This is a genomic window from Streptomyces sp. NPDC003691 (assembly GCF_053981115.1).
Genome location: NZ_JBSFNQ010000031.1, coordinates 12,883 through 31,968, shown reverse-complemented (window position 1 = coordinate 31,968; position 19,086 = coordinate 12,883). Strand labels below are relative to the sequence as shown.

Below are 19,086 nucleotides of genomic sequence, written 5' to 3'. Positions count from 1 at the left end.
CGCCCGGTGCTCCGGCGGCCCGGCGACGACCCGTCCCCCGATCCGGCCGACCGGCCGAACCGCCGAACCTCCGATCCGGTATCCGGCTATCCGGCTATCCGGCTATCCGGCGGTGAAGCCGATCCGGGTGAGCGCGGTCGCGGCGGGGCGGTCCAGCAGGATCACCGAGGCACAGCCCGCCGGAGCCCGGCCCGCCTCGGCATCGGCGATCAGCCGCCCCGCGGCCCGCCGGTGGCGGGCAAAGGCGTATCCGGAGACACCGCGCCCGCGCTCCCGCTGGCCCTGCCGGGCCACCTCCGGCGGGACGTCGAGGAGCATCAGATGGAGCCCGGTGCCTCTGCGGCGGGCCTCACGGGCCAGCCAGCGCCGTACCCACGCCTGGGTGCCGCAGTCATGGACGACGACGCTCCGCCCGGAGCGCAGCGCCCGGCGCAGCCCGGCGTAGTGGGCCAGGCGGACGAAGGGACGGTAGAGGGCGTACGGGAGGAACCGGGGCACCGAGGCGTCCCAGCGGTCACGGGTGTCCTGCGAGTCGATCCCGAGCGCGGCAGCGGGCCCTCCGGAGCCGCCCGCCGCACGGTCGGCCGCGGCGGCTACGGCCCCGGCCCCTCCCTGCACCACAGAACCGGAACCGGAACCGGAACCCGCAGTCGCACCGGCACCGGCGGCGACCGCCCTGCCGATCAGGGTGGACTTTCCGCTGCCGGGCAGCCCGGAGACCACCACGAGATCACCCGCCGCGAAGGTGAGGGCCCGCGGGCCCCGGCCCGAGCGGCCCCGCAGATCTCGCAGTACGGGCGGCGCGTGCGCGCCCACCCGCTCCCGCACAGGTGCGCCCGGCTGGGCGGGCACCCCCGCGGTCGTGGCGTAGGCACCGGAGCGCTGCAACGTCATCACACCCTCCTCCCCCATGTCGGATCAACCACACACATGCCCATGGAGCATCAACGGACCGTAAAGAAATGGTAATGAGATGCAAGCGATTTTTCCGGCATTTCCCATCTTGTTCCTTGGATCCGTCTCACGTTCCTCCTGTCGTGTCGCGTGTTTCTCCCGCCTTCGCCCCGCACAGCGGCGTTTTCCCCGGTAAGAGCAGCCCGACACCCGTCCCGGTTCCCGGTTCCGGAACGGCGCGCCGTACGCCGGTCCGTACGCCGGATCCCGCGCGCCCCGCCGCGCGCCGCTCCCGCCGTGCGGCCATGACCAGGGCACCCGTACCACCGTCCGGCCACCGTCCGGCGACCGGCCCGGCGACCGGCCCGGTACGGAGAACAACCGCTCCGGGGCTCCCGCACTTCCCGTTCTGCGTGCAATGATGTGCGCGCCAACTGCATACCGGCCGTTTGAATCCGCGCGGGAGAGACCCGGAGCACGACTCCGGGCGCCGAAGGAGCAAGTTCCTCCCTTGAATCTCTCAGGCCCCGTACCGCGTGCGATGAGGCAGATCTGAAAAGCGGGCCGCGTCCGTCGGCCCCACCCAAGGTGCAAGTCGCGCCCTTTCCGTCGTACGCCATCCGTACGCCGGGTCGCGACGAACCTCTCAGGTTCCGATGACAGATGGGGAGGAACGTCCTCGTCGTCATGGAATCCGTCATGCCTGGGAGAACCCGTCCATGAGCACTGCCCCCCGCCGTACCGCCCTCGACGCCCTGCACCGCTCGCTCGGCGCGACCATGACCGACTTCGCGGGCTGGGACATGCCGCTGCGGTACGCCAGCGAGCGGGAAGAGCACCAGGCCGTACGGACCCGGGCCGGGCTCTTCGACCTCTCCCACATGGGCGAGATCACGGTCTCGGGCCCGGAGGCGGCGGCGCTGCTGGACCACGCGCTGGTCGGCAACATCGCGTCGATCGGCGCCGGCCGCGCCCGCTACACGATGATCTGCCGCGAGGACGGCGGCATCCTCGACGACCTGATCGTCTACCGCACGGGTGACACCGAGTACCTGGTGGTGGCGAACGCGGGCAACGCGCAGACCGTACTGGACGCGGTGACCGAGCGGGCGGCCGGTTTCGACGCGGAGGTGCGCGACGACCGCGACGCCTACGCCCTGATCGCCGTCCAGGGCCCGGAGGCCCCCGGCATCCTGAAGTCCGTCACCGACGCCGACCTCGACGGTCTGAAGTACTACGCGGGGCTGCCGGGCACGGTCGCCGGGGTGCCCGCGCTGATCGCCCGTACCGGCTACACCGGCGAGGACGGCTTCGAACTCTTCGTGGCGCCCGAGCACGCGGAGGGCCTGTGGCGGGCGCTGACCGAGGCCGGGTCCGGTGTCGGCCTGGTGCCCTGCGGACTGTCCTGCCGGGACACCCTCCGCCTGGAGGCCGGGATGCCGCTCTACGGCAACGAGCTGACCACCGCGCTCACCCCCTTCGACGCCGGGCTCGGCCGGGTGGTCAAGTTCGAGAAGCCGGGCGACTTCGTCGGGCGCACGGCGCTGGAGGCCGCCGCCGGGCGGGCCGCGGAAGCGCCGCCGCGCGTCCTCGTGGGCCTGGTCGCCGAGGGCCGCCGGGTGCCGCGCGCCGGTTACCCGGTGGTGGCCGACGGCACGGTGATCGGCGAGGTCACCTCCGGCGCCCCCTCCCCGACCCTCGGCAAGCCGATCGCCATGGCGTACGTGGACGCGGCGCACGCCGCGCCCGGCACCGCCGGGGTCGGGGTCGACATCCGCGGTACGCACGAGCCCTACGAGGTCGTGGCGCTTCCCTTCTACCGCCGCGCCAAGTAGTCCCCCGCTCCCCCTCGCCCCTCGTTCCTTCCCCTCTCCCCCTCCCTGCTTCCCTTCTCTCCCTCCCTTCCCGCGGGACGTGACCAGACGCACGTCGCCGCGCCCCCGGGTCCGTCCATCCGCACCGTCCGCGTACAGGAGAATTCACCCCATGAGCAACCCCCAGCAGCTTCGCTACAGCAAGGAGCACGAGTGGCTGACGGCCGCCGAGAACGGCGTGTCGACGGTCGGGATCACCGAGTTCGCGGCCAACGCGCTCGGTGACGTCGTGTTCGCGCAGCTTCCCGAAGTGGGCGCCCAGGTCGCCGCGGGCGAGTCCTGCGGCGAGCTGGAGTCCACCAAGTCCGTCAGTGACCTGTACTCCCCCGTGTCGGGCGAGGTCACCGAGATCAACCAGGACGTGATGGACGACCCCTCGCTGGTGAACAGCGCACCCTTCGAGGGCGGCTGGCTGTTCAAGGTGCGTGTGGCGGAGGAGCCGGACGATCTGCTCTCCGCCGACGAGTACGCCGACTTCACCAAGAGCTGACGACAGGGATACCTACCGATATGTCGCTTCTCAACACCTCCCTCCACGAGCTGGACCCGGATGTCGCCGCCGCCGTCGACGCCGAGCTCCACCGCCAGCAGTCCACGCTGGAGATGATCGCCTCCGAGAACTTCGCGCCGGTCGCGGTGATGGAGGCCCAGGGTTCGGTCCTGACCAACAAGTACGCCGAGGGCTACCCCGGCCGCCGCTACTACGGCGGCTGCGAGCACGTCGACGTGATCGAGCAGATCGCCATCGACCGGGTCAAGGAGCTGTTCGGCGCCGAGCACGCCAATGTCCAGCCCCACTCGGGTGCCCAGGCCAACGCGGCCGCGATGTTCGCGCTGCTGAAGCCCGGCGACACGATCATGGGTCTGAACCTCGCGCACGGCGGGCACCTGACCCATGGCATGAAGATCAACTTCTCGGGCAAGCTCTACAACGTGGTCGCCTACCACGTGGACGACGCCACCGGCCAGGTCGACATGGCCGAGGTCGAGCGGCTGGCCAAGGAGTCCCGGCCCAAGCTGATCGTCGCGGGCTGGTCCGCCTACCCGCGGCAGCTCGACTTCGCCGCCTTCCGCCGGATCGCGGACGAGGTGGGCGCGTATCTGATGGTCGACATGGCCCACTTCGCGGGTCTGGTCGCGGCCGGGCTGCACCCGAACCCGGTGCCGCACGCCCATGTCGTGACCACGACCACCCACAAGACCCTGGGCGGCCCGCGCGGCGGTGTGATCCTCTCCACGGCCGAGCTGGCCAAGAAGATCAACTCCGCGGTCTTCCCGGGCCAGCAGGGCGGCCCGCTGGAGCATGTGGTCGCGGCGAAGGCCGTCTCCTTCAAGGTCGCCGCCTCGGAGGAGTTCAAGGACCGCCAGCAGCGCACCCTGGACGGCGCGAAGATCCTGGCCGAGCGCCTGGTGAAGGAGGACGTCACCGAACACGGCGTCTCCGTGCTCTCCGGCGGCACCGACGTGCACCTGGTCCTGGTCGACCTGCGCCACTCCGAGCTGGACGGCCAGCAGGCCGAGGACCGGCTCCACGAGGTCGGCATCACGGTCAACCGGAACGCGATCCCGAACGACCCGCGGCCGCCGATGGTCACCTCGGGCCTGCGGATCGGCACGCCGGCCCTGGCCACCCGGGGCTTCGGGGCGGACGACTTCCGCGAGGTCGCCGACATCATCGCGGAGACGCTGAAGCCCGGCTACGACGCCACGGCCCTGCGCGCCCGGGTGACCGCCCTGGCGGACCGGCACCCGCTCTACCCCGGCCTGTAGTAATCCGCCCCTCTCATACCTATGTATGAGAGAGACGGACATCGGGGGCATCGCGCACACTGAAGGGTGAGCCGGTGCCCCCGCCGCACTCCCGAACCCGACCGTTCCCGTCCCAGAGCCTTACCCCTGCCCCACCCGCACCACCGCAAGCGGCAGACAACGGCGTCTACCCACCACCAGGAGTTACACGTGGCCATCTCGGTCTTCGACCTGTTCTCGATCGGCATCGGCCCGTCCAGCTCGCACACGGTCGGCCCGATGCGGGCGGCGCGGATGTTCGCCCGCCGGCTGAAGAACGACGGCCTGCTCGCCCATACCGCCGCCGTACGCGCGGAGCTGTACGGCTCCCTCGGCGCCACCGGCCACGGCCACGGCACCCCCAAGGCGGTCCTGCTCGGCCTGGAGGGGAACTCCCCGCGCACCGTCGATGTGGAGACCGCCGACGAGCAGGTGGAGCGAATCAGGGAGTCCGGCCGGATAACCCTGGTCGGCGCCCACGAGATCCCCTTCGACTTCGACGAGGACCTCGTCCTGCACCGCCGCAAGGCGCTGCCGTACCACGCCAACGGCATGACGATCCGGGCGTACGACGCCGACGGCGAAACGGTTCTGGAGAAGACGTACTACTCCGTCGGCGGCGGCTTCGTCGTCGACGAGGACGCGGTCGGCGAGGACCGCATCAAGCTCGACGACACCGTGCTGAAGTACCCCTTCCGCACCGGCGACGAACTGCTCCGGCTCACCCAGGAGACGGGCCTGTCCATCTCGTCCCTGATGCTGGAGAACGAGAAGGCCTGGCGCACCGAGGAGGAGATCCGCGGCGGCCTGCTGGAGATCTGGCAGGTCATGCAGGCCTGCGTGGCCCGCGGTCTGGCCCGCGAGGGCATCCTCCCGGGCGGTCTGAAGGTCCGCCGCCGGGCCGCGAAGACCGCCCGCCAGCTGCGCGCCGAGGGCGACCCGGCGGCCCGCGCGATGGAGTGGATCACCCTCTACGCGATGGCGGTGAACGAGGAGAACGCGGCGGGCGGCCGGGTGGTCACCGCCCCCACCAACGGCGCGGCGGGCATCATCCCGGCGGTCCTCCACCACTACATGAACTTCGTCCCGGGCGCCGACGAGGACGGCATCGTCCGCTTCCTGCTGGCCGCGGGCGCGATCGGCATGCTCTTCAAGGAGAACGCCTCCATCTCCGGCGCCGAGGTCGGCTGCCAGGGCGAGGTCGGCTCGGCCTGCTCGATGGCGGCCGGCGCCCTCGCCGAGGTCCTCGGCGGCACCCCCGCCCAGGTCGAGAACGCGGCCGAGATCGGCATGGAACACAACCTCGGCCTGACCTGCGACCCGGTCGGCGGCCTGGTCCAGATCCCGTGCATCGAACGGAACGGCATGGCGGCCGTCAAGGCGGTCACCGCGGCCAAGATGGCCATGCGCGGCGACGGCAGCCACCTGGTCTCCCTCGACAAGGTCATCAAGACCATGAAGGAGACCGGCGCGGACATGTCGGTGAAGTACAAGGAGACGGCGCGGGGCGGGCTCGCGGTGAACATCATCGAGTGCTGAGCCGTTCCGCCGGGCAGTCCCTGACCTGAACGTCTTCCGCGCCGCGAGCCGTACCGGCTGTACGGGAACGCGGCGGATCCGTCATGAAGGGACGTACCGCACCATGATCCTGGTCCTGTGGGACATCGACCGGACCCTTCTCTACGTCGGCGACATCGACCGGCTGGTCTACCGCACCGTCTTCGAGCGGGTGGTCGGCCGCGCCCCGGAGCGGCTTCCGGCGAAGGGGACGGGTGTCACCATGCCGGTGGCGGTGAAGGAACTCCTCACCGTGAACGGTGTCCCCGGAGAGCAGGTGGACGCCTTCGCCCGGCGGATCATCGGTCTGATGCCCGGGGAGTTGGAGCGGCACCGGGAAAGGATGCCGACGGACGGGCTGCTGCTCCCCGGCGCGGTCGAGTCACTCTCTGCCGTGCGAAAGTCGCCCCGTCTTCTGCCGTCCGTCGTCACCGGAAATCTTCGGGCGAGCGCGGAAATCAAGCTCTCGGCGTTCGGTCTGATCGGCCTGGTCGATCCGGCGGTCGGCGGGTACGCGTCGGACGATCCGCACCGCCCAGCCCTGGTGGGCGTTGCTCAGCGGCGCGCCGGGGCCGGGTACGGCCACAGCTTCGGCCGGAGCAACACCGTCATCGTCGGGGACTCGCTGGAGGACGTCCGTACGGGACGCGAAGGCGGAGCCCGGGTGATCGGCGTGGCCTCCGGGACCACCTCGGCAGCCGACCTGGCCGACGCGGGCGCGGACCATGTGATCCGCGACCTGACCGACCCTTCGCGGCTGCTGCGGCTCATCGGAACCGAGGCCGTGTAGGGGGACGCCAATGCGCCCCGCGGTCGCGGGCCGTGCCGTGCCGTCCTCAGGACGTACGGTCCGGGCGGGCGTCGTCCAGCAGCTCCGTGAGGAGGTGTCGCACCCGGCGCTCGATCTCGTCGCGGATGGGGCGGACGGCTTCCAGGCCCTGGCCCGCGGGGTCGTCGAGGGTCCAGTCGAGGTAGCGCTTGCCGGGGAAAACGGGGCAGGTGTCGCCGCAGCCCATGTCGCACCCCGGCCGCCACCGCTCCGGCCGGCGGCCGCGGCACCGCGGCCGGGGGCTGCGGCTCGTGATCCGCGGCAACCTGGAGACGGCTGTCGGCCGGGGCGCGCGGCAGACGGTTCCGGCTAGAGCACGACGGCGCCCAGGGCCAGGACGAAGGCGAGGGCGGTGAGGCCCTGGACCAGGGTGGCGGCGGTCTGGGCGCGGTAGGCGGTCTTCACATCCATGCCGGAGAACTGGGAGACGACCCAGAAGTACGAGTCGTTGACATGGCTGACCACCATGGCACCCGCGCCGATCGCGAGGACCGCCATGACCTGGCCGATGGGTATGGAGCCGAGCATTCCGTCGAGCCCCAGGGCGGGCAGCAGCGGCTGGGCCAGGGTCGAGGTGATGATCAGGGCGGCGGTGCTGCTGCCCTGGGCGGTCTTGAGGAGCGCGGCGAGGCCGAAGAGGACCAGGAGCGCGGTAACACCGCTGACCGATGAGCCGTCGCCGATGAGCGAGGCGATGTAGTCGGCGATCGGGGTGCCCTTGATGACGGCGCCGAACGCGCCGCCGGCGCCGGTGATGACGAGGATCGGCGCGGCGTCCACGAGCCCCTCGGCGACCCAGGTCGTCAGGGCCTTGGCGTCACGCCGGGGCGGCAGCAGGGCCAGGGCCAGCAGTACGCCGATGAGCAGGGCGTTCACCGGGTTGCCGAGGTCCGTGAGGAAGGCCCCGAAGGCACCGCCGACCAGGGTGCCGCCGTCGGCGGGGAAGGCGGCGACGGAGCCGACGGCCATCAGCGCGATCGGTACGACGATGGGGGCCAGGGCGCTGCTCATGGACGGCAGCCGGTCGAACTGGGCCTTGTACTCCTCGAAGGTCTGCCGGGCGTCGGGGAGCTTGCTCTCCAGGTCGCCGGTGCGGCGCAGGGCCCAGACCAGGCCCGCCGCCGCGGCCACCAGGGAGACGGGGATGCTGAAGAGGATGACCCAGATCAGCCCGTCGGAGCCGATGCCGACGTTGCCCGCGGCGGCGATCGGGCCGGGTGTCGGCGGGACGAAGGTGTGGGACGCGTACAGACCGGTGGCGAGCGCGGTGCCCAGTACGACGGGGTTCTTGCCGGTCTTGCGGGCGATGGAGCGCTGGAGCGGGGAGAGCACGACATAGCCGGAGTCGCAGAAGACCGGCACCGAGACGACCCAGCCCATCAGCGACATCGCGAGGGCCGGATGGCGTTTGCCGACGACCTTGAGGACCCCTTCGGCGAGGGTGACCGCCGCCCCGGTGCGTTCCAGCACCTTGCCGATGATGGTGCCGAAGAGGATCACGAGCCCGATGCTCGCGAGGATGGAACCGAAGCCCTCGGCGATGGTTCCGGCGAGATTGTCGACGAACTTCCGCTCGGCGCCGGTGGCGACGCCGACTCCCATGGCCAGCAGCCCGAAGGCGTAGGTGGCCAGCACGATGGCGAGGAACGGGTGCAGACGGAAACGTCCGCACAGAAGGATGATCAGGCCGATGCTCGCCGCCAGGGCGGCGAGGAGTGCGGGACCGGCGGTGCTCATGGAACTCCTACCAGGGACGGGACGGGGGTGCGGGGGCGGGGGCGGATGCGGGGACAGCGGACTGCTGACTGGCGGCTGACGGCTGACGGCTGACGGCTGACGGCTGACGGCTGACGGTCCCGACTGCCGACTGCCGGGACCGTCAGCGGGCCGGGACGGGGCGGGGAGTGTGCAGCCGGAGGGTCTGTTCCGCCGCGTGGGCCAGCAGTCCGGCGGCGGACTCCGTCATGGCGTCGAGGGTGCGCGGGCCGTCCGCGATGCTGAACGCGGCGGTCAGCCCCGCCCCGTACAGCTCGGTCAGCGGCGGGACCACCTGGCCGGCCAGCGCCACAACGGGGATGTTCCGCTCGGCGGCGAGCCGGGCGACGTGCGAGACGACCTTCCCGTCGGCGCTCTGCCGGTCGAGCCTGCCCTCACCGGTGAGGACCAGGTCCGCGCCGGTCAGGGCTTCGGGCAGGCCGACGCTCCGGGCGACGAGTTCGCAGCCGGGCTGGGCGGTGGCGTCCAGTACGGCGAGCATCCCGCCGCAGGTACCGCCGGCCGCTCCGGCGCCGGGCCGGTGGTGCACCCGGGCCCCGAGCTGCTCGGCGAGGACGTCCGCGAAGCGGACCAGGCCCCGTTCGAGCAGCCGTACCTCGGCCGGGCCCGCGCCCTTCTGCGGGCCGAAGACGGCGGCGGCGCCGCGGGGCCCGATCAGGGGGTTGGTCACATCGCAGGCGATCTGGAAGCGGGTGGCGCGGACCTCGGCGGGGACCCCGGAGAAGTCGATGCGGTCGAGGGCGTGGAGGGCGCCTCCGCCGGGCGGGAGTTCGGCTCCGGCCGCGTCGAGGAAGCGTACGCCCAGCGCCCTCAGCAGGCCCGTACCGCCGTCTGTGCTGGCGCTGCCGCCGACGCAGACGAGGAGGGAGCGGGCTCCCCGGCCGATGGCGTCGGCGATGAGCCGGCCGGTGCCCTCGGTGTCCGCGCGCAGCGGGTCGAGCCGGTCCGGGGGGACGAGGGGGAGCCCGGAGGCGGCGGCGAGTTCGACGACGGCAGACGAGGAGTCGGCGGCGAGCAGATAGCGGGCGGTGACCGGATCGCCGAGCGGGCCGACGGCCTCCCTTACGACCTCGGAGCCGCCGGTGGCGGCGCCTATGCAGTCGAGAGTGCCCTCCCCGCCGTCCGCCATCGGCACCCGTACGGTCTCGGCCCGGGGCAGGGCGCGGAGCACTCCGGTCTCCATCGCGGCGCAGACGGCCGCGGCGGACAGGCTGCCCTTGAAGGAGTCGGGAGCGATGACAACGCGCACGGAAAGCACCCTTCGGGATGAGGGAGAGACAGAAAAAAAGGGGGGAGGAAGAGGTACGAAGAGGGGGATAGCGGGCTCGCCATGAGCCGTGTCGGCACTCTAGGCACTCCCGTCGCCGCCGAATACTGGCGCGGGGAACGGATTCCGCCCCGGGTTCGCCGCCCGTTCCTATGCGCCGTGCACAAAGCGCCGGGTGGCGACGGCCGTCCGAGGGGCCGTACGGGAGAGACTTATGGGAAAGAGGTACGGGGCCGGGCCGGACGGTCCGGTACGGGAGGAGGGTCAGTCGATCTCGGCGAGGTGCAGCGCCACCTGGAGGGCGACGGCGTCCTGGAAGACCCTCGGGTCCTTGCCGGTCAGCTCGGTGATCCGGCCGAGGCGGTAGGCGAGGGTGTTGCGGTGTACCCGCAGCCGGTCGGCCGATTCGGCCGCGGCGCAACCGTGCGCGAAGTAGACGCGCAGCGTCCGGCGGAGTTCGGGCGAGAGCGGTCCGAGGACACGCTCGGCGGACGCGCCGCGGACATCCCGGTCGAGGCGGGCGAGGAGTACCGGCAGTTCGAGATCGGCCAGGTGTACGGAGCCGGTGAACGGTCGGCGTACGGCGAGGCGGGCGAGTCCGGCCCGTTCGAGCAGGGTGGCGAAGTCGTTGGCCGGGGCGGCGTCGAGTACGCCCGCCGCGGGGTCCGACTCGCAGAGGCGGAGCAGCCGGTAGCGCAGGGAGACGGAGGCGGGGCCGCCGGTCACCGTCCAGACCGTGCCGCTGCCGTCGTCGGCGATCAGCGCGGACCGTTCGTCGGTCTCCAGGATCCGGTAGCGCTCCCGGGGCTCGGCCGCGGCAGCCAGGGCGTCCGCGCGGACGGCGAAGAGGGTGTACGGAGGGTCGACGCGGCAGCCGCCCAGTTGCTGGCCCTGGCGCCAGTCCTCCTCGGTCAGGCTGCCGGCCAGCAGATCGTGTACGAGGCGGCGCCGCACCTGGTGCCGCCAGCCGGCCTCACCGGCGAAGGTCTCCCGCGCCACCATCAGTTCGGCGAGCCGGGCGACCGCGCGGGCGATCTCCCCGACCTCGTCGGGTTCGCCGCGCACTCCGACGACGCCGACGATACGGCCGTCGGCCCGCAGGGGGAGATTGACCCCGGCCCGGGTGCCGCCGAGGGTACGGGCGGCGCCCTCGGTCAGGGAGAGCGGGGCGCCGGTGCGCAGCACTCGCAGCGCGCCCTCGTGGACACTGCCGAGCCGGGTGCGGTCACTGCTGGCGACGATCACACCGTGTTCGTCCATGATGTTCACGCGGACGCCGAGACGGGTCACGACGTCGTCGACGATCGACTGGGCGACGGCTTGGGCGAGCATCCACGGAATATAGTCCGCCGCCGCCTCCGGCCGGTCCGGACCGCGACGCGCCCGGACACCGGCTCGCCCGGACGGCGGCTCGCCCCGGACGCCGACCCGCACGGACGGCGGCTCGCCCGGGCTGTGCACCACCCGGACGGCGACTTGCCCCGGCGGTGACGCACCCGGTGGGCGCGGGGGCCGTCCGGGGCCGGGCGCCCCGCGGCCCGTGGGTACGGGGCGGGGCGGCCGGCGCGACGGCTCGGACCTCCGGGGCCGGGGCGCCGGGGCCGGGCCGCCGGGGTCAGGCCTTCTTGAAGGAGTCCCAGAACTCGTCGAAGGTCAGCATGCCGTCGCCGTTGCCGTCCTTGGACTTGATGACCGCCTCGGCGACCGTCTCGGTGACGTTGAAGTCCCCCAGCTGCGCCATCACGCTCTTGTACTCCGTCGCCGTGATCAGACCGTCGCCGTCGAGGTCGTACCGGTCGAACGCCTTGCGGGCCTCTTCGATGTCCGCCACTGCTTCCGCCCCTTTTCCTGGTACTCGGTTGGTGGAAGTCAGATTATCCGGGAGGCCCTGTGGACAACTCCGAGGGGCGGGGCGGGAAGCGGTTCATGATGGGGCCATGAGCGACGAACTGTGGCAGATCCTGGAGGCCGCCGAGCGCGGGCAGTTCCCGGAACCGGACGGGCGGACCGTGGTGACGGGCCAGCCGAGCGCGCGGGACGCCGGGGTGCTGGCCTTCAGCGCGCATTCGGTCGTCTTCACGGACGAGGATCCGGACCGGGTACGGGAGCTGTTGGCGGCGACCCCGTCGGATCCGTTCGCGGTGGCGATGAACCCGGTCTTCCTGGCGGCGATGCTGGAGCGTACCGGCCGCCGGATGAGCACCATCGACATGATGACCGTGGCGCCGGCGCTGCCCGGGAAGCCGGAGCTGCCGCTGCGGGAGATCGACGATCCGGCGCATCCGCGGGTGGCCCGGGCGCTGAACTACCGGGACGGCGTGCGGGTATGGGCCGCCGACGGCGGGGTGGTGCTGCTCGGCAGGGGGCTGGCGGGCCGCTGGGAGTGTGCCGTCGAGGTGGACGAGGAGGCCCGCGGCCGGGGGCTGGGGGCGGCGCTGGCCCGGGCGGCGCGGCAGTTGGTGCCCGGGAGAGCGGTCTGGGCCCAGATAGCCCCGGGGAACGCCCGCAGTGTGCGGGCGTTCCGGTCGGCGGGATTCTCTGTGGTGGGCTCGGAGGCGCTGTTCTCGGCGGTGTGGCAGCCGTCGTAGCGCCTCCTGGTTCCTCCGGTGGGGCGGGCCGCTCAGTGTCTGCCGGTTCCCGCGGGGCGGACGGGAGAGGGGTGTCGGAGCGGTGAGGCGACCGGGCGATCCGGCGGTCAGACGGCCGGGCGGTCAGGCGGCCGGGACGGGGACCGGGCGCTGGGCCGGGGCGGAGTGGAGCGCGGCGACGGGGGCCGGGTGGGTGGTGGCCGGGACGGGGGCGGCGGGGATCTTCTGGACGGCGGCCGCCGGGTAGCCCGCCCGCCAGGGCACGTAGTACGGGTTGTCCCGGCACTCGTTCATGATCTCGACCTTCTTCTCCTTGTCGACCGGGCAGACACCGACGATGAACTGCCGGTCCACCCCGCCGGGGAAGGCCACCTCGACCTGGTCGGCGTACTTGTGGGTGTCGCCGATGGTCTTGTTCACATCGACTCCGCCGGGGGCGTCGATGTAGTAGTTCCACCCGTTCTTCCAGGACTTGTAGAGGTCGTGGTTGTAGGTGGTGGAGACATAGGGGGACGGCTGGTTGACCAGGACGTACTTCTCGATGTCGTACTGGCCGTCCAGGGGCGCCTTGGGGTGGAAGCCCTGCTCGAAGACGATCTCGGGGCCGCGTCCGTCGGTGCGGTAGAGCTGGAGGCAGTTGGTGCGCCAGGAGGGAGCGGGGGTGATGCGGTTGATGTCGACGCGCTTGTCGGCGGCGGCGTACAGGCGGTCCTCGACCGCGGGACAGGAGTTGGCCGGGGCGGCGAGCGCACCCGGGGCCGCGGCGGCGGTCCGGGCGGCGGCCGCGGGAGCGGCGGGACCGGCACCGGCGGCACCGGCGGCGGTCGCGGCGGGGAACAGCGCGGCGGAGACCGCGAGGGCGATGACGGCGGTACGGCGCCGGGGGCGGGACGGGATCATCATGATGATCACCATCCCGGCCCGTCGGCACCGTGCGGTGAAACGTCACCCGGATGTGGGCGGGTTGGCCGCCGGCCTTGACCGCGGCTCAGCGGAAGACGCCGGTGTGCCCCAGGGAGTAGCGGCCGGGCTGGGGGTAGAAGGCGAGGCCGTGGGGGCCGTCGCCGACCGGGATGCGGGCCAGCTGGCGGCCGGTGGCGGTGTCGATGGCGTACACCTCGGAGTCGTACCGTCCGGAGAGCCAGAGCACCTTGCCGTCGGCGGAGACACCGCCCATATCGGGGCTGCCGCCGTCGGGGAGCCACCACTTCTTGGTCAGTTTGTTCCGGGTGAAGTCGAAGACGGAGACGGAGCCCTCGCCCCGGTTGGGGATGTACATCTCCCTGGAGTCCCGGCTGATGTAGAGGCCGTGGGCGCCCTCGCCGGTGGGCAGCAGGGTCGGCGTGGTGAACTTCTCGCCGTCCAGGACCCAGATGCCGTGGGCCATCATGTCGGCGATGTAGAAGGTCTTGCCGTCCGGGGAGATCTTCACGTCCTGCGGCATCGCGCCGTCGAGGGGCAGCTTCTGCTGGCCGACGACCTCCATCCGGGCGGTGTCGACCTTGAGCAGTTCGCCGGAGAACTCGCAGGAGACGACGAAGTACCGTCCGTCGGCGGAGAAGTCGGCGTGGTTGACGCCGTAGCAGGTGACGGGGGTGGTCTTCTTCCGCTCCATGGTGTGGGGGTCGCGGAAGACGAGTTCGCGGTCCATGGAGGCCATCACCACGGCGTATTTGCCGTCGGGGGTGAAATACAGGTTGTACGGGTCGTGGACCTCGACCTCCTTGCCGGCCTTTCCGGTGGCGGGGTCGATGGGGGTGAGGGTGTGGCCCCGGTTGTTGTTGACCCAGAGGGTCTTCAGGTCCCAGGAGGGCACGACGTGCTGCGGCTGGATGCCGACCGGGATGGTCTCGACGACCTTGTAGGTCGCCGGGTCGATCACGGAGACCGTGTTGGAGTTGGTGTTGGGGACATAGACCTTCGTCGGGAAGTCCTTCACGACGGGCGAGAGCTTGTTGGGCCGGTCGGCCGCGTAGAGGTCCTTGGGGTCGAGGACCGGCGGCATCCCGGGCAGTCCGGCCGGGACCACCGGCTTGGCGGGTTTGCGGGCGGCGGCCGCGCCGGTCTTCTCCGAGGTGGTGGAGGTGTCGGTACCGCCGCCGCAGCCCGCGATCAGGGCGAGCACGGCGCCGGCGAGCAGCGCCCGGGTACGGCGGGCGGGCCGCCCGGTGCGGCGCCGGACGGACGTCGGGCAGTGGGGAGGGTGCATCAGCTCAGCAGCTCCGTGGTGGTCACCGCGCGCAGGCCGCGGCGGTGGAGGTCGTCGAGGAGGGCGGGCAGTGCGGCGACCGTGTCCGCATAGCCGAAGTGGAGGCTGACCACCGATCCGCGGTGGATCTGCCCGGCGACCGTACGGGTGACGGCCGCGGCGCCGGGCGAGGTGGCGTCGAGGGAGTCGAGGTCGTAGGAGAGGACATGCGGATATCCGGCGCGGCGGGCGAGCCGCACGACGAGCGGGGTCGCGGTCCGGGTCCGGGACGGCCGGAACCAGGTGCCGATGGAGCCGGTCAGCCTGCGGAGCCGTTCGGCGCAGGCGTTGATCTCGGCGGAGGCATCGGCCTCGGGCAGTTCGTTGACCGAGACATGGTTCATGGTGTGGTTGCCCAGGTCGTGGCCGCCGTCGAGGATTCGGCGGGCCATCTCGGGGTGTTCGTCGAGCCAGCTGCCGACGGCGAGGACCGTGATCCGGGCCCCGGCGCGTTCGGCTTCGGCGAGTACCGCCCGGGCGGTGGCCGGGTCGCCCGCGCCGTGGAAGGTGAGGGCGATCCGGTCCCGGTCGGCGGGGCCGTGGCTGATCTGGTCGGGCTGCCCCGGATGGCGGCGGGGCGCGGGAGCCGCGGGCGGGCGGCCGGCGGCCCGGGCCGCCGGCCCGGTGGCGGGTCCGGTCGCCCGGCCGGTGGCGGGTCCGGCGGGCGGGGTGGGCGGCGGGGCGGCGGGAGTCCGGCCGCCGTCGGCGCAGCCGGCGGCCAGGGCACCGGCGGCAGCGGTCCCGACTGCGGCCCGCAGGGCGCGACGGCGGTCGATCGGGGTCACAGTAGAGGACGTTAAACAGAGATTGCTATGAAAGTACCGATTCGCCCGTTTTAGGTAGTTTCGCGAGCGGGGGGCGTTGTTGCCTCACCATAAAAACACTCGCCCACATCGAGGATTCAGCAAGATTTACGAGGCGAGTGCCCCATCTCACCTGAGATTCTCGCGGGAGATGTACCTTTTCGCAGAGTTTGACCGCTTTGCATATTTGGGAGTTGTTTCCCGGTCTGCCATAGTCGGGGGAACGACCTCCTCCGACCCGAGCCCGGTCGTCATCAGTGCCGGTGGAAACACCCCCCTGTCCACCGCGCTCCCAGGAAGCCCCCCGCTCGCCGCACACCGGCGCCCCGGGGGCTTCCGGGGTTCCGGGGCCGGACGGCCACCGTTCCGGAGCGGGTCCGGACCCGCTCCCACAAGGGCATCAGGGCGGAGTGACGCCCCGCTGCGGCACCCTCATCTCGAACCAGGTCGTCTTGCCGCGCGGCAGCAGGTCCACGCCCCAGCGGTCGGAGAGCTTGTCGACCAGCATCAGCCCCCGCCCGCTGATGTCCATCGGCTGAACGGGCAGCAGACAGGGCAGCCCCCGCGAGGGATCGCGCACCTCGACCCGGATCCAGTTGGGGCGGCGGGTCATCCGCAGTCCGAAGACCCGGGCACCGGTGTGCCGGACCGCGTTCCCCACCAGCTCGGAGACGAGCAGGACGGCCGACTCGGCGGTCTGGGCGGAGAGCGCCCACTGGCGGACGATCACGGAGTGGGTCAGCCGCCGGGCGGTGGCCGCGGATTCGGGGCGCGACGGAAGCCTCACCTCGGCCAGCGAAGGGTCCCCGAACAGCTCCAGCGCCTTAAGGCCCTGCTCGTCCTCGATGGCGGTCATCCAACGGATCGCGGTCACGCTGTCGCGTTGCCGCGGTTGTTCCGCACCTTCGAGGCCCGCCATGCCCCCATCATGGCCGCTGAGCGCGGATTCCGTGGCCTTTCCAGCGGAATAGAGCCCCCGGAACTGCACATTCCGGGGGCTCTCGGCGGCATATGTCAGTGGCCCCATGGAGTGAGTCGTGCCCATCCTGAGCTGCGTTGACACCCTGTCAACAGGGCGCCGCGGCGGACCGGGCGAACCACCCGCTTAAGGCGCACATAAGACTGCCTTAAGGAAACGACAAGGTCCGGGGCCGCCAACCGGCCGGGTCGGAGAAGCCGGTTCAGAGGTCCTCGGTGCCGGTGAAAACCGCCTTGCCCGGGCCGTCCGTGACAAAGCTGCTCATCCCGCGCTCCTTGTCCTCGGTCGCGAACAGCCCGGCGAACCAGTTCCGCTCGACCGCGAGACCGGTGTCGATGTCCGTCTCCAGGCCGACGTCCACGGACTCCTTGGCCGCCCGCAGCGCCAGCGCCGGGCCCTTGGCGAGCCGGGCCGCCCAGGCGTGCGCGGCCTCGTAGACCTCGGCGGCGGGGACGACCCGGTCCACCAGGCCGAGCGCCAGGGCCTCGTCGGCCCTGACCTGGCGCCCGGTGAAGATGAGGTCCTTGGCCCGCGAGGGACCGATCAGCCGGGACAGCCGCTGAGTGCCGCCCGCCCCGGGGATCAGCCCGAGGAGGATCTCGGGCTGACCCAGCTTCGCGTTGTCGGCGGCGATCCGGTAGTCGGCACAGAGGGCCAGTTCGCAACCGCCGCCCAGCGCATAGCCGGTGACCGCGGCGACCACCGGCTTGGGGATCCGGGCGACGGCCGTGAACGCCTCCTGGAGCGCCCGCGACCGGGCCACCATGCCCGCGTGGTCGATCTCCAGCATCTCCTTGATGTCCGCCCCGGCGGCGAACACCTTCTCACCGCCGTACAGGATCACGGCCCGGACGTCGGGGCGCGCTCCGGCCTCCTCGGCCAGTTCCCGCAAGCGGTCCTGGAGGGCGATGTCGAGCGCGTTCATCGGGGGGCGGTCGAGCCGGATCGTACCGACGCCGCCGGCTACTTCGAGGGAGACAGTGCTCATACGAGGAGGCTAACCGGGAGGGGCCGCGGGGCAGGCCGTGCGTTGGCTCACAGCCCGCCCCGGGGCGACGGCCCGCCCGGCGCCGAGCGGACCGTTCCGGTTCCCGCGGTGCCGGGCGCGGCCGGCGGGGGCCGTTCCGGCTCCCCCAGTGCCGGGCGCGGCCGGCGCCGGATCAGCGCTTCCATTCCTCCCAGGTCATGTTCCAGCCGCTCAGCCCGTTGTCGGGCGAGACCGTCTTGTCGTGCGAGTTGACCACTTCCACCACATCACCGATCAGGGTGCGGTCGAAGAACCAGCCGGCCGGGGTGTCCCCGCTGCCGCCCTTCACATCGCGCAGCCCGACGCAGCCGTGGCTGACGTTGACCGAGCCGAAGATATCGGCCGATGCCCAGTAGTTGCCGTGCAGGAACGTGCCGGACCGGGTGAGCCGCAGGGCGTGGGGCACGTCCTTGATGTCGTACTCGCCCTTGCCGTCGGAGTCGGTGAACCCGACGGTCGCGCCGTTCATCCGGGTCACGTCGTGCATCTCGCTCACGACCATCTTCCCGTTGTACGTCATCGAGTTCGGCGCCCCGGCGGTGATCGGCAGGGTCGCGATCAGGCTGCCGTCCTTCCGTACTTCCATCGTCTTGGCCTCGGCGTCCACCACGGAGGTCTGCGCCCGGCCGATGGTGAAGACGACCGTCTTGTCCTGGATCCCGTAGGCGCCGGGGGCGGCCTCGACGTCCAGCAGCCCGATATCGACGGTGACCTTGGTGCCGGGCGTCCAGTACTGCTCGGGCCGGAAGTCGAGCCGCTGGTCGCCGAACCAGTGTCCGGCGATCTCGACCGGCGGGTCGGAGGTCACCCGGATCGCCTGCTGCACCGCGGCCCGGTCGGTGATCTTCCGGTTGAAGTCGAAGGAGACGATCATCCCGGTGCCGACGGTCGAGCGGTGTTCCGGCTTGAAGTAGCCGATGAAACGGCTTTCGGGAACCTTGGTGGTGAAGGTGGTGTGCCGGGCGGTCCGCCGCCCGTGGCCGTCGAGGGCGACCACATCCACGGAGTACTTGGCGGCGAGCCCCAGCCGGGTGCCGTCGGCGGGCCGCCAGCGCAGCCCGTCCCGGGTGATCGCGCCGGGTACGGCGGTGGGCGCCTCGTTCTCGATCCGGTTGACGGTGACGCGCTCCAGCCGCCCGCTGGTGAGCCGTACTTCCAGCCGGCTCTTGGGATCGACGCCCCGGGCGCCGTCCTCCGGGGTCACCCGGATCACCTCCCCCGACACGAGCCGCGGCGGTACGACCCCGGATTCGCCTCCGTCGTCCCCGCCCGGGGCACAGCCGGAGAGCCCCGCCAACAGTCCTGCCAGTCCGGCACGGGCCACGGCGATCAGCGCGCCCCGGCCCGTCCGCTTCAGTGCGTCTCTCACGCCCGTCCAACGACCGCGGGCCCGCCGGGGAAACGAAGCCGGGCAGGTGGGACGGCCGACCGGGGCACTCCGCCGGGCTGGGCGGCC

At 71.9% G+C, this 19,086-nt stretch carries 16 protein-coding genes, 2 pseudogenes and 1 riboswitch; of the genes and pseudogenes, 6 read left to right on the top strand and 12 right to left on the bottom strand.

From position 1 onward, the window contains the following. Positions 1–102 precede the first annotated feature (102 nt). Positions 103–894 (bottom strand): AAA family ATPase, encoded by a 792-nt coding sequence (locus ACWDR0_RS16930; protein ID WP_456352460.1) that lies wholly within the window; start codon positions 892–894, stop codon positions 103–105. Between the two features lie 450 nt (positions 895–1,344). After that, a riboswitch (glycine riboswitch) is annotated at positions 1,345–1,439 on the top strand. A 174-nt stretch (positions 1,440–1,613) separates the two neighbouring features. Here ACWDR0_RS16930 and gcvT point away from each other — a divergent pair. The 5 genes from gcvT (at position 1,614) to ACWDR0_RS16905 (ending at position 6,903) form a co-directional block, all read left to right on the top strand. Continuing rightward, the gene (gcvT, locus tag ACWDR0_RS16925) at positions 1,614–2,729 is read left to right on the top strand and encodes a glycine cleavage system aminomethyltransferase GcvT (protein ID WP_456352459.1); all 1,116 of its coding nucleotides are present in this window, start codon (positions 1,614–1,616) and stop codon (positions 2,727–2,729) included. Positions 2,730–2,880: 151 nt separating this feature from the next. Continuing rightward, entirely contained in the window at positions 2,881–3,258 is a 378-nt protein-coding gene (gene gcvH, locus ACWDR0_RS16920) for a glycine cleavage system protein GcvH (RefSeq protein ID WP_456352458.1), read from the top strand. Between the two features lie 20 nt (positions 3,259–3,278). Further along, complete coding sequence (gene glyA, locus ACWDR0_RS16915; protein ID WP_456352457.1) at positions 3,279–4,538, top strand: serine hydroxymethyltransferase; 1,260 nt, start codon at positions 3,279–3,281, stop codon at positions 4,536–4,538. A 189-nt stretch (positions 4,539–4,727) separates the two neighbouring features. Then, positions 4,728–6,095 (top strand): L-serine ammonia-lyase, encoded by a 1,368-nt coding sequence (locus ACWDR0_RS16910; protein WP_456352456.1) that lies wholly within the window; start codon positions 4,728–4,730, stop codon positions 6,093–6,095. 103 nt (positions 6,096–6,198) lie between these two features. Further along, the gene (locus ACWDR0_RS16905; protein WP_456352455.1) at positions 6,199–6,903 is read left to right on the top strand and encodes an HAD family hydrolase; all 705 of its coding nucleotides are present in this window, start codon (positions 6,199–6,201) and stop codon (positions 6,901–6,903) included. A 46-nt stretch (positions 6,904–6,949) separates the two neighbouring features. Here ACWDR0_RS16905 and ACWDR0_RS16900 read toward each other — a convergent pair. From ACWDR0_RS16900 to ACWDR0_RS16880, 5 genes and pseudogenes are all read right to left on the bottom strand, one after another. Then, a pseudogene (locus ACWDR0_RS16900) lies at positions 6,950–7,129 on the bottom strand (phosphotyrosine protein phosphatase); the annotation flags it as partial. Between the two features lie 122 nt (positions 7,130–7,251). Beyond that, positions 7,252–8,679 carry a GntP family permease gene (locus tag ACWDR0_RS16895; RefSeq protein ID WP_456352454.1) on the bottom strand — a complete coding sequence of 476 codons (1,428 nt, stop codon included), beginning with the start codon at positions 8,677–8,679 and terminating at the stop codon, positions 7,252–7,254. Positions 8,680–8,821: 142 nt separating this feature from the next. Continuing rightward, on the bottom strand, positions 8,822–9,967 hold the full coding sequence (locus ACWDR0_RS16890; protein WP_456352453.1) for a glycerate kinase: 1,146 nt from the start codon (positions 9,965–9,967) through the stop codon (positions 8,822–8,824). A 282-nt stretch (positions 9,968–10,249) separates the two neighbouring features. After that, complete coding sequence (locus ACWDR0_RS16885) at positions 10,250–11,317, bottom strand: CdaR family transcriptional regulator (RefSeq protein ID WP_456352452.1); 1,068 nt, start codon at positions 11,315–11,317, stop codon at positions 10,250–10,252. A 283-nt stretch (positions 11,318–11,600) separates the two neighbouring features. Further along, positions 11,601–11,816: an EF-hand domain-containing protein gene (locus ACWDR0_RS16880; protein ID WP_456352451.1), complete on the bottom strand. Its 216-nt coding sequence runs from the start codon at positions 11,814–11,816 to the stop codon at positions 11,601–11,603. A gap of 106 nt (positions 11,817–11,922) precedes the next feature. On the opposite strand from ACWDR0_RS16880, the gene ACWDR0_RS16875 reads away from it, so the two are divergent. Then, positions 11,923–12,573: a GNAT family N-acetyltransferase gene (locus tag ACWDR0_RS16875; RefSeq protein ID WP_456352450.1), complete on the top strand. Its 651-nt coding sequence runs from the start codon at positions 11,923–11,925 to the stop codon at positions 12,571–12,573. A gap of 255 nt (positions 12,574–12,828) precedes the next feature. On the opposite strand, the pseudogene ACWDR0_RS16870 reads toward ACWDR0_RS16875, so the two are convergent. The 6 genes and pseudogenes from ACWDR0_RS16870 to ACWDR0_RS16845 form a co-directional block, all read right to left on the bottom strand. After that, positions 12,829–13,473: pseudogene (locus tag ACWDR0_RS16870) on the bottom strand (ADP-ribosyltransferase); the annotation flags it as partial. Positions 13,474–13,561: 88 nt separating this feature from the next. Then, on the bottom strand, positions 13,562–14,782 hold the full coding sequence (locus ACWDR0_RS16865) for a YncE family protein (RefSeq protein WP_456352449.1): 1,221 nt from the start codon (positions 14,780–14,782) through the stop codon (positions 13,562–13,564). Next, positions 14,782–15,606 carry a polysaccharide deacetylase family protein gene (locus ACWDR0_RS16860; protein WP_456352448.1) on the bottom strand — a complete coding sequence of 275 codons (825 nt, stop codon included), beginning with the start codon at positions 15,604–15,606 and terminating at the stop codon, positions 14,782–14,784. The genes ACWDR0_RS16865 and ACWDR0_RS16860 overlap by 1 nt, the downstream gene beginning before the upstream one ends. Positions 15,607–16,024: 418 nt before the next feature. Further along, positions 16,025–16,543, bottom strand: a complete 519-nt coding sequence (locus ACWDR0_RS16855) for an ATP-binding protein (RefSeq protein WP_456352447.1) — start codon at positions 16,541–16,543, stop codon at positions 16,025–16,027. A 262-nt stretch (positions 16,544–16,805) separates the two neighbouring features. Beyond that, entirely contained in the window at positions 16,806–17,591 is a 786-nt protein-coding gene (locus ACWDR0_RS16850) for an enoyl-CoA hydratase/isomerase family protein (protein ID WP_456352446.1), read from the bottom strand. 172 nt (positions 17,592–17,763) lie between these two features. Beyond that, positions 17,764–18,999, bottom strand: a complete 1,236-nt coding sequence (locus ACWDR0_RS16845) for an Ig-like domain-containing protein (RefSeq protein ID WP_456352445.1) — start codon at positions 18,997–18,999, stop codon at positions 17,764–17,766. Positions 19,000–19,086 lie beyond the last annotated feature (87 nt).

What these genes read in the sequence shown, in the direction of transcription:
- ACWDR0_RS16930 (WP_456352460.1), bottom strand. Translation starts at nt 894, where the DNA reads ATGACGTTGCAGCGCTCCGGTGCCTACGCCACGACCGCGGGGGTGCCC.
- gcvT (WP_456352459.1), top strand. Translation starts at nt 1,614, where the DNA reads ATGAGCACTGCCCCCCGCCGTACCGCCCTCGACGCCCTGCACCGCTCG.
- gcvH (WP_456352458.1), top strand. Translation starts at nt 2,881, where the DNA reads ATGAGCAACCCCCAGCAGCTTCGCTACAGCAAGGAGCACGAGTGGCTG.
- glyA (WP_456352457.1), top strand. Translation starts at nt 3,279, where the DNA reads ATGTCGCTTCTCAACACCTCCCTCCACGAGCTGGACCCGGATGTCGCC.
- ACWDR0_RS16905 (WP_456352455.1), top strand. Translation starts at nt 6,199, where the DNA reads ATGATCCTGGTCCTGTGGGACATCGACCGGACCCTTCTCTACGTCGGC.
- ACWDR0_RS16895 (WP_456352454.1), bottom strand. Translation starts at nt 8,679, where the DNA reads ATGAGCACCGCCGGTCCCGCACTCCTCGCCGCCCTGGCGGCGAGCATC.
- ACWDR0_RS16885 (WP_456352452.1), bottom strand. Translation starts at nt 11,317, where the DNA reads ATGCTCGCCCAAGCCGTCGCCCAGTCGATCGTCGACGACGTCGTGACC.
- ACWDR0_RS16875 (WP_456352450.1), top strand. Translation starts at nt 11,923, where the DNA reads ATGAGCGACGAACTGTGGCAGATCCTGGAGGCCGCCGAGCGCGGGCAG.
- ACWDR0_RS16865 (WP_456352449.1), bottom strand. Translation starts at nt 14,782, where the DNA reads ATGCACCCTCCCCACTGCCCGACGTCCGTCCGGCGCCGCACCGGGCGG.
- ACWDR0_RS16855 (WP_456352447.1), bottom strand. Translation starts at nt 16,543, where the DNA reads ATGGCGGGCCTCGAAGGTGCGGAACAACCGCGGCAACGCGACAGCGTG.
- ACWDR0_RS16850 (WP_456352446.1), bottom strand. Translation starts at nt 17,591, where the DNA reads ATGAGCACTGTCTCCCTCGAAGTAGCCGGCGGCGTCGGTACGATCCGG.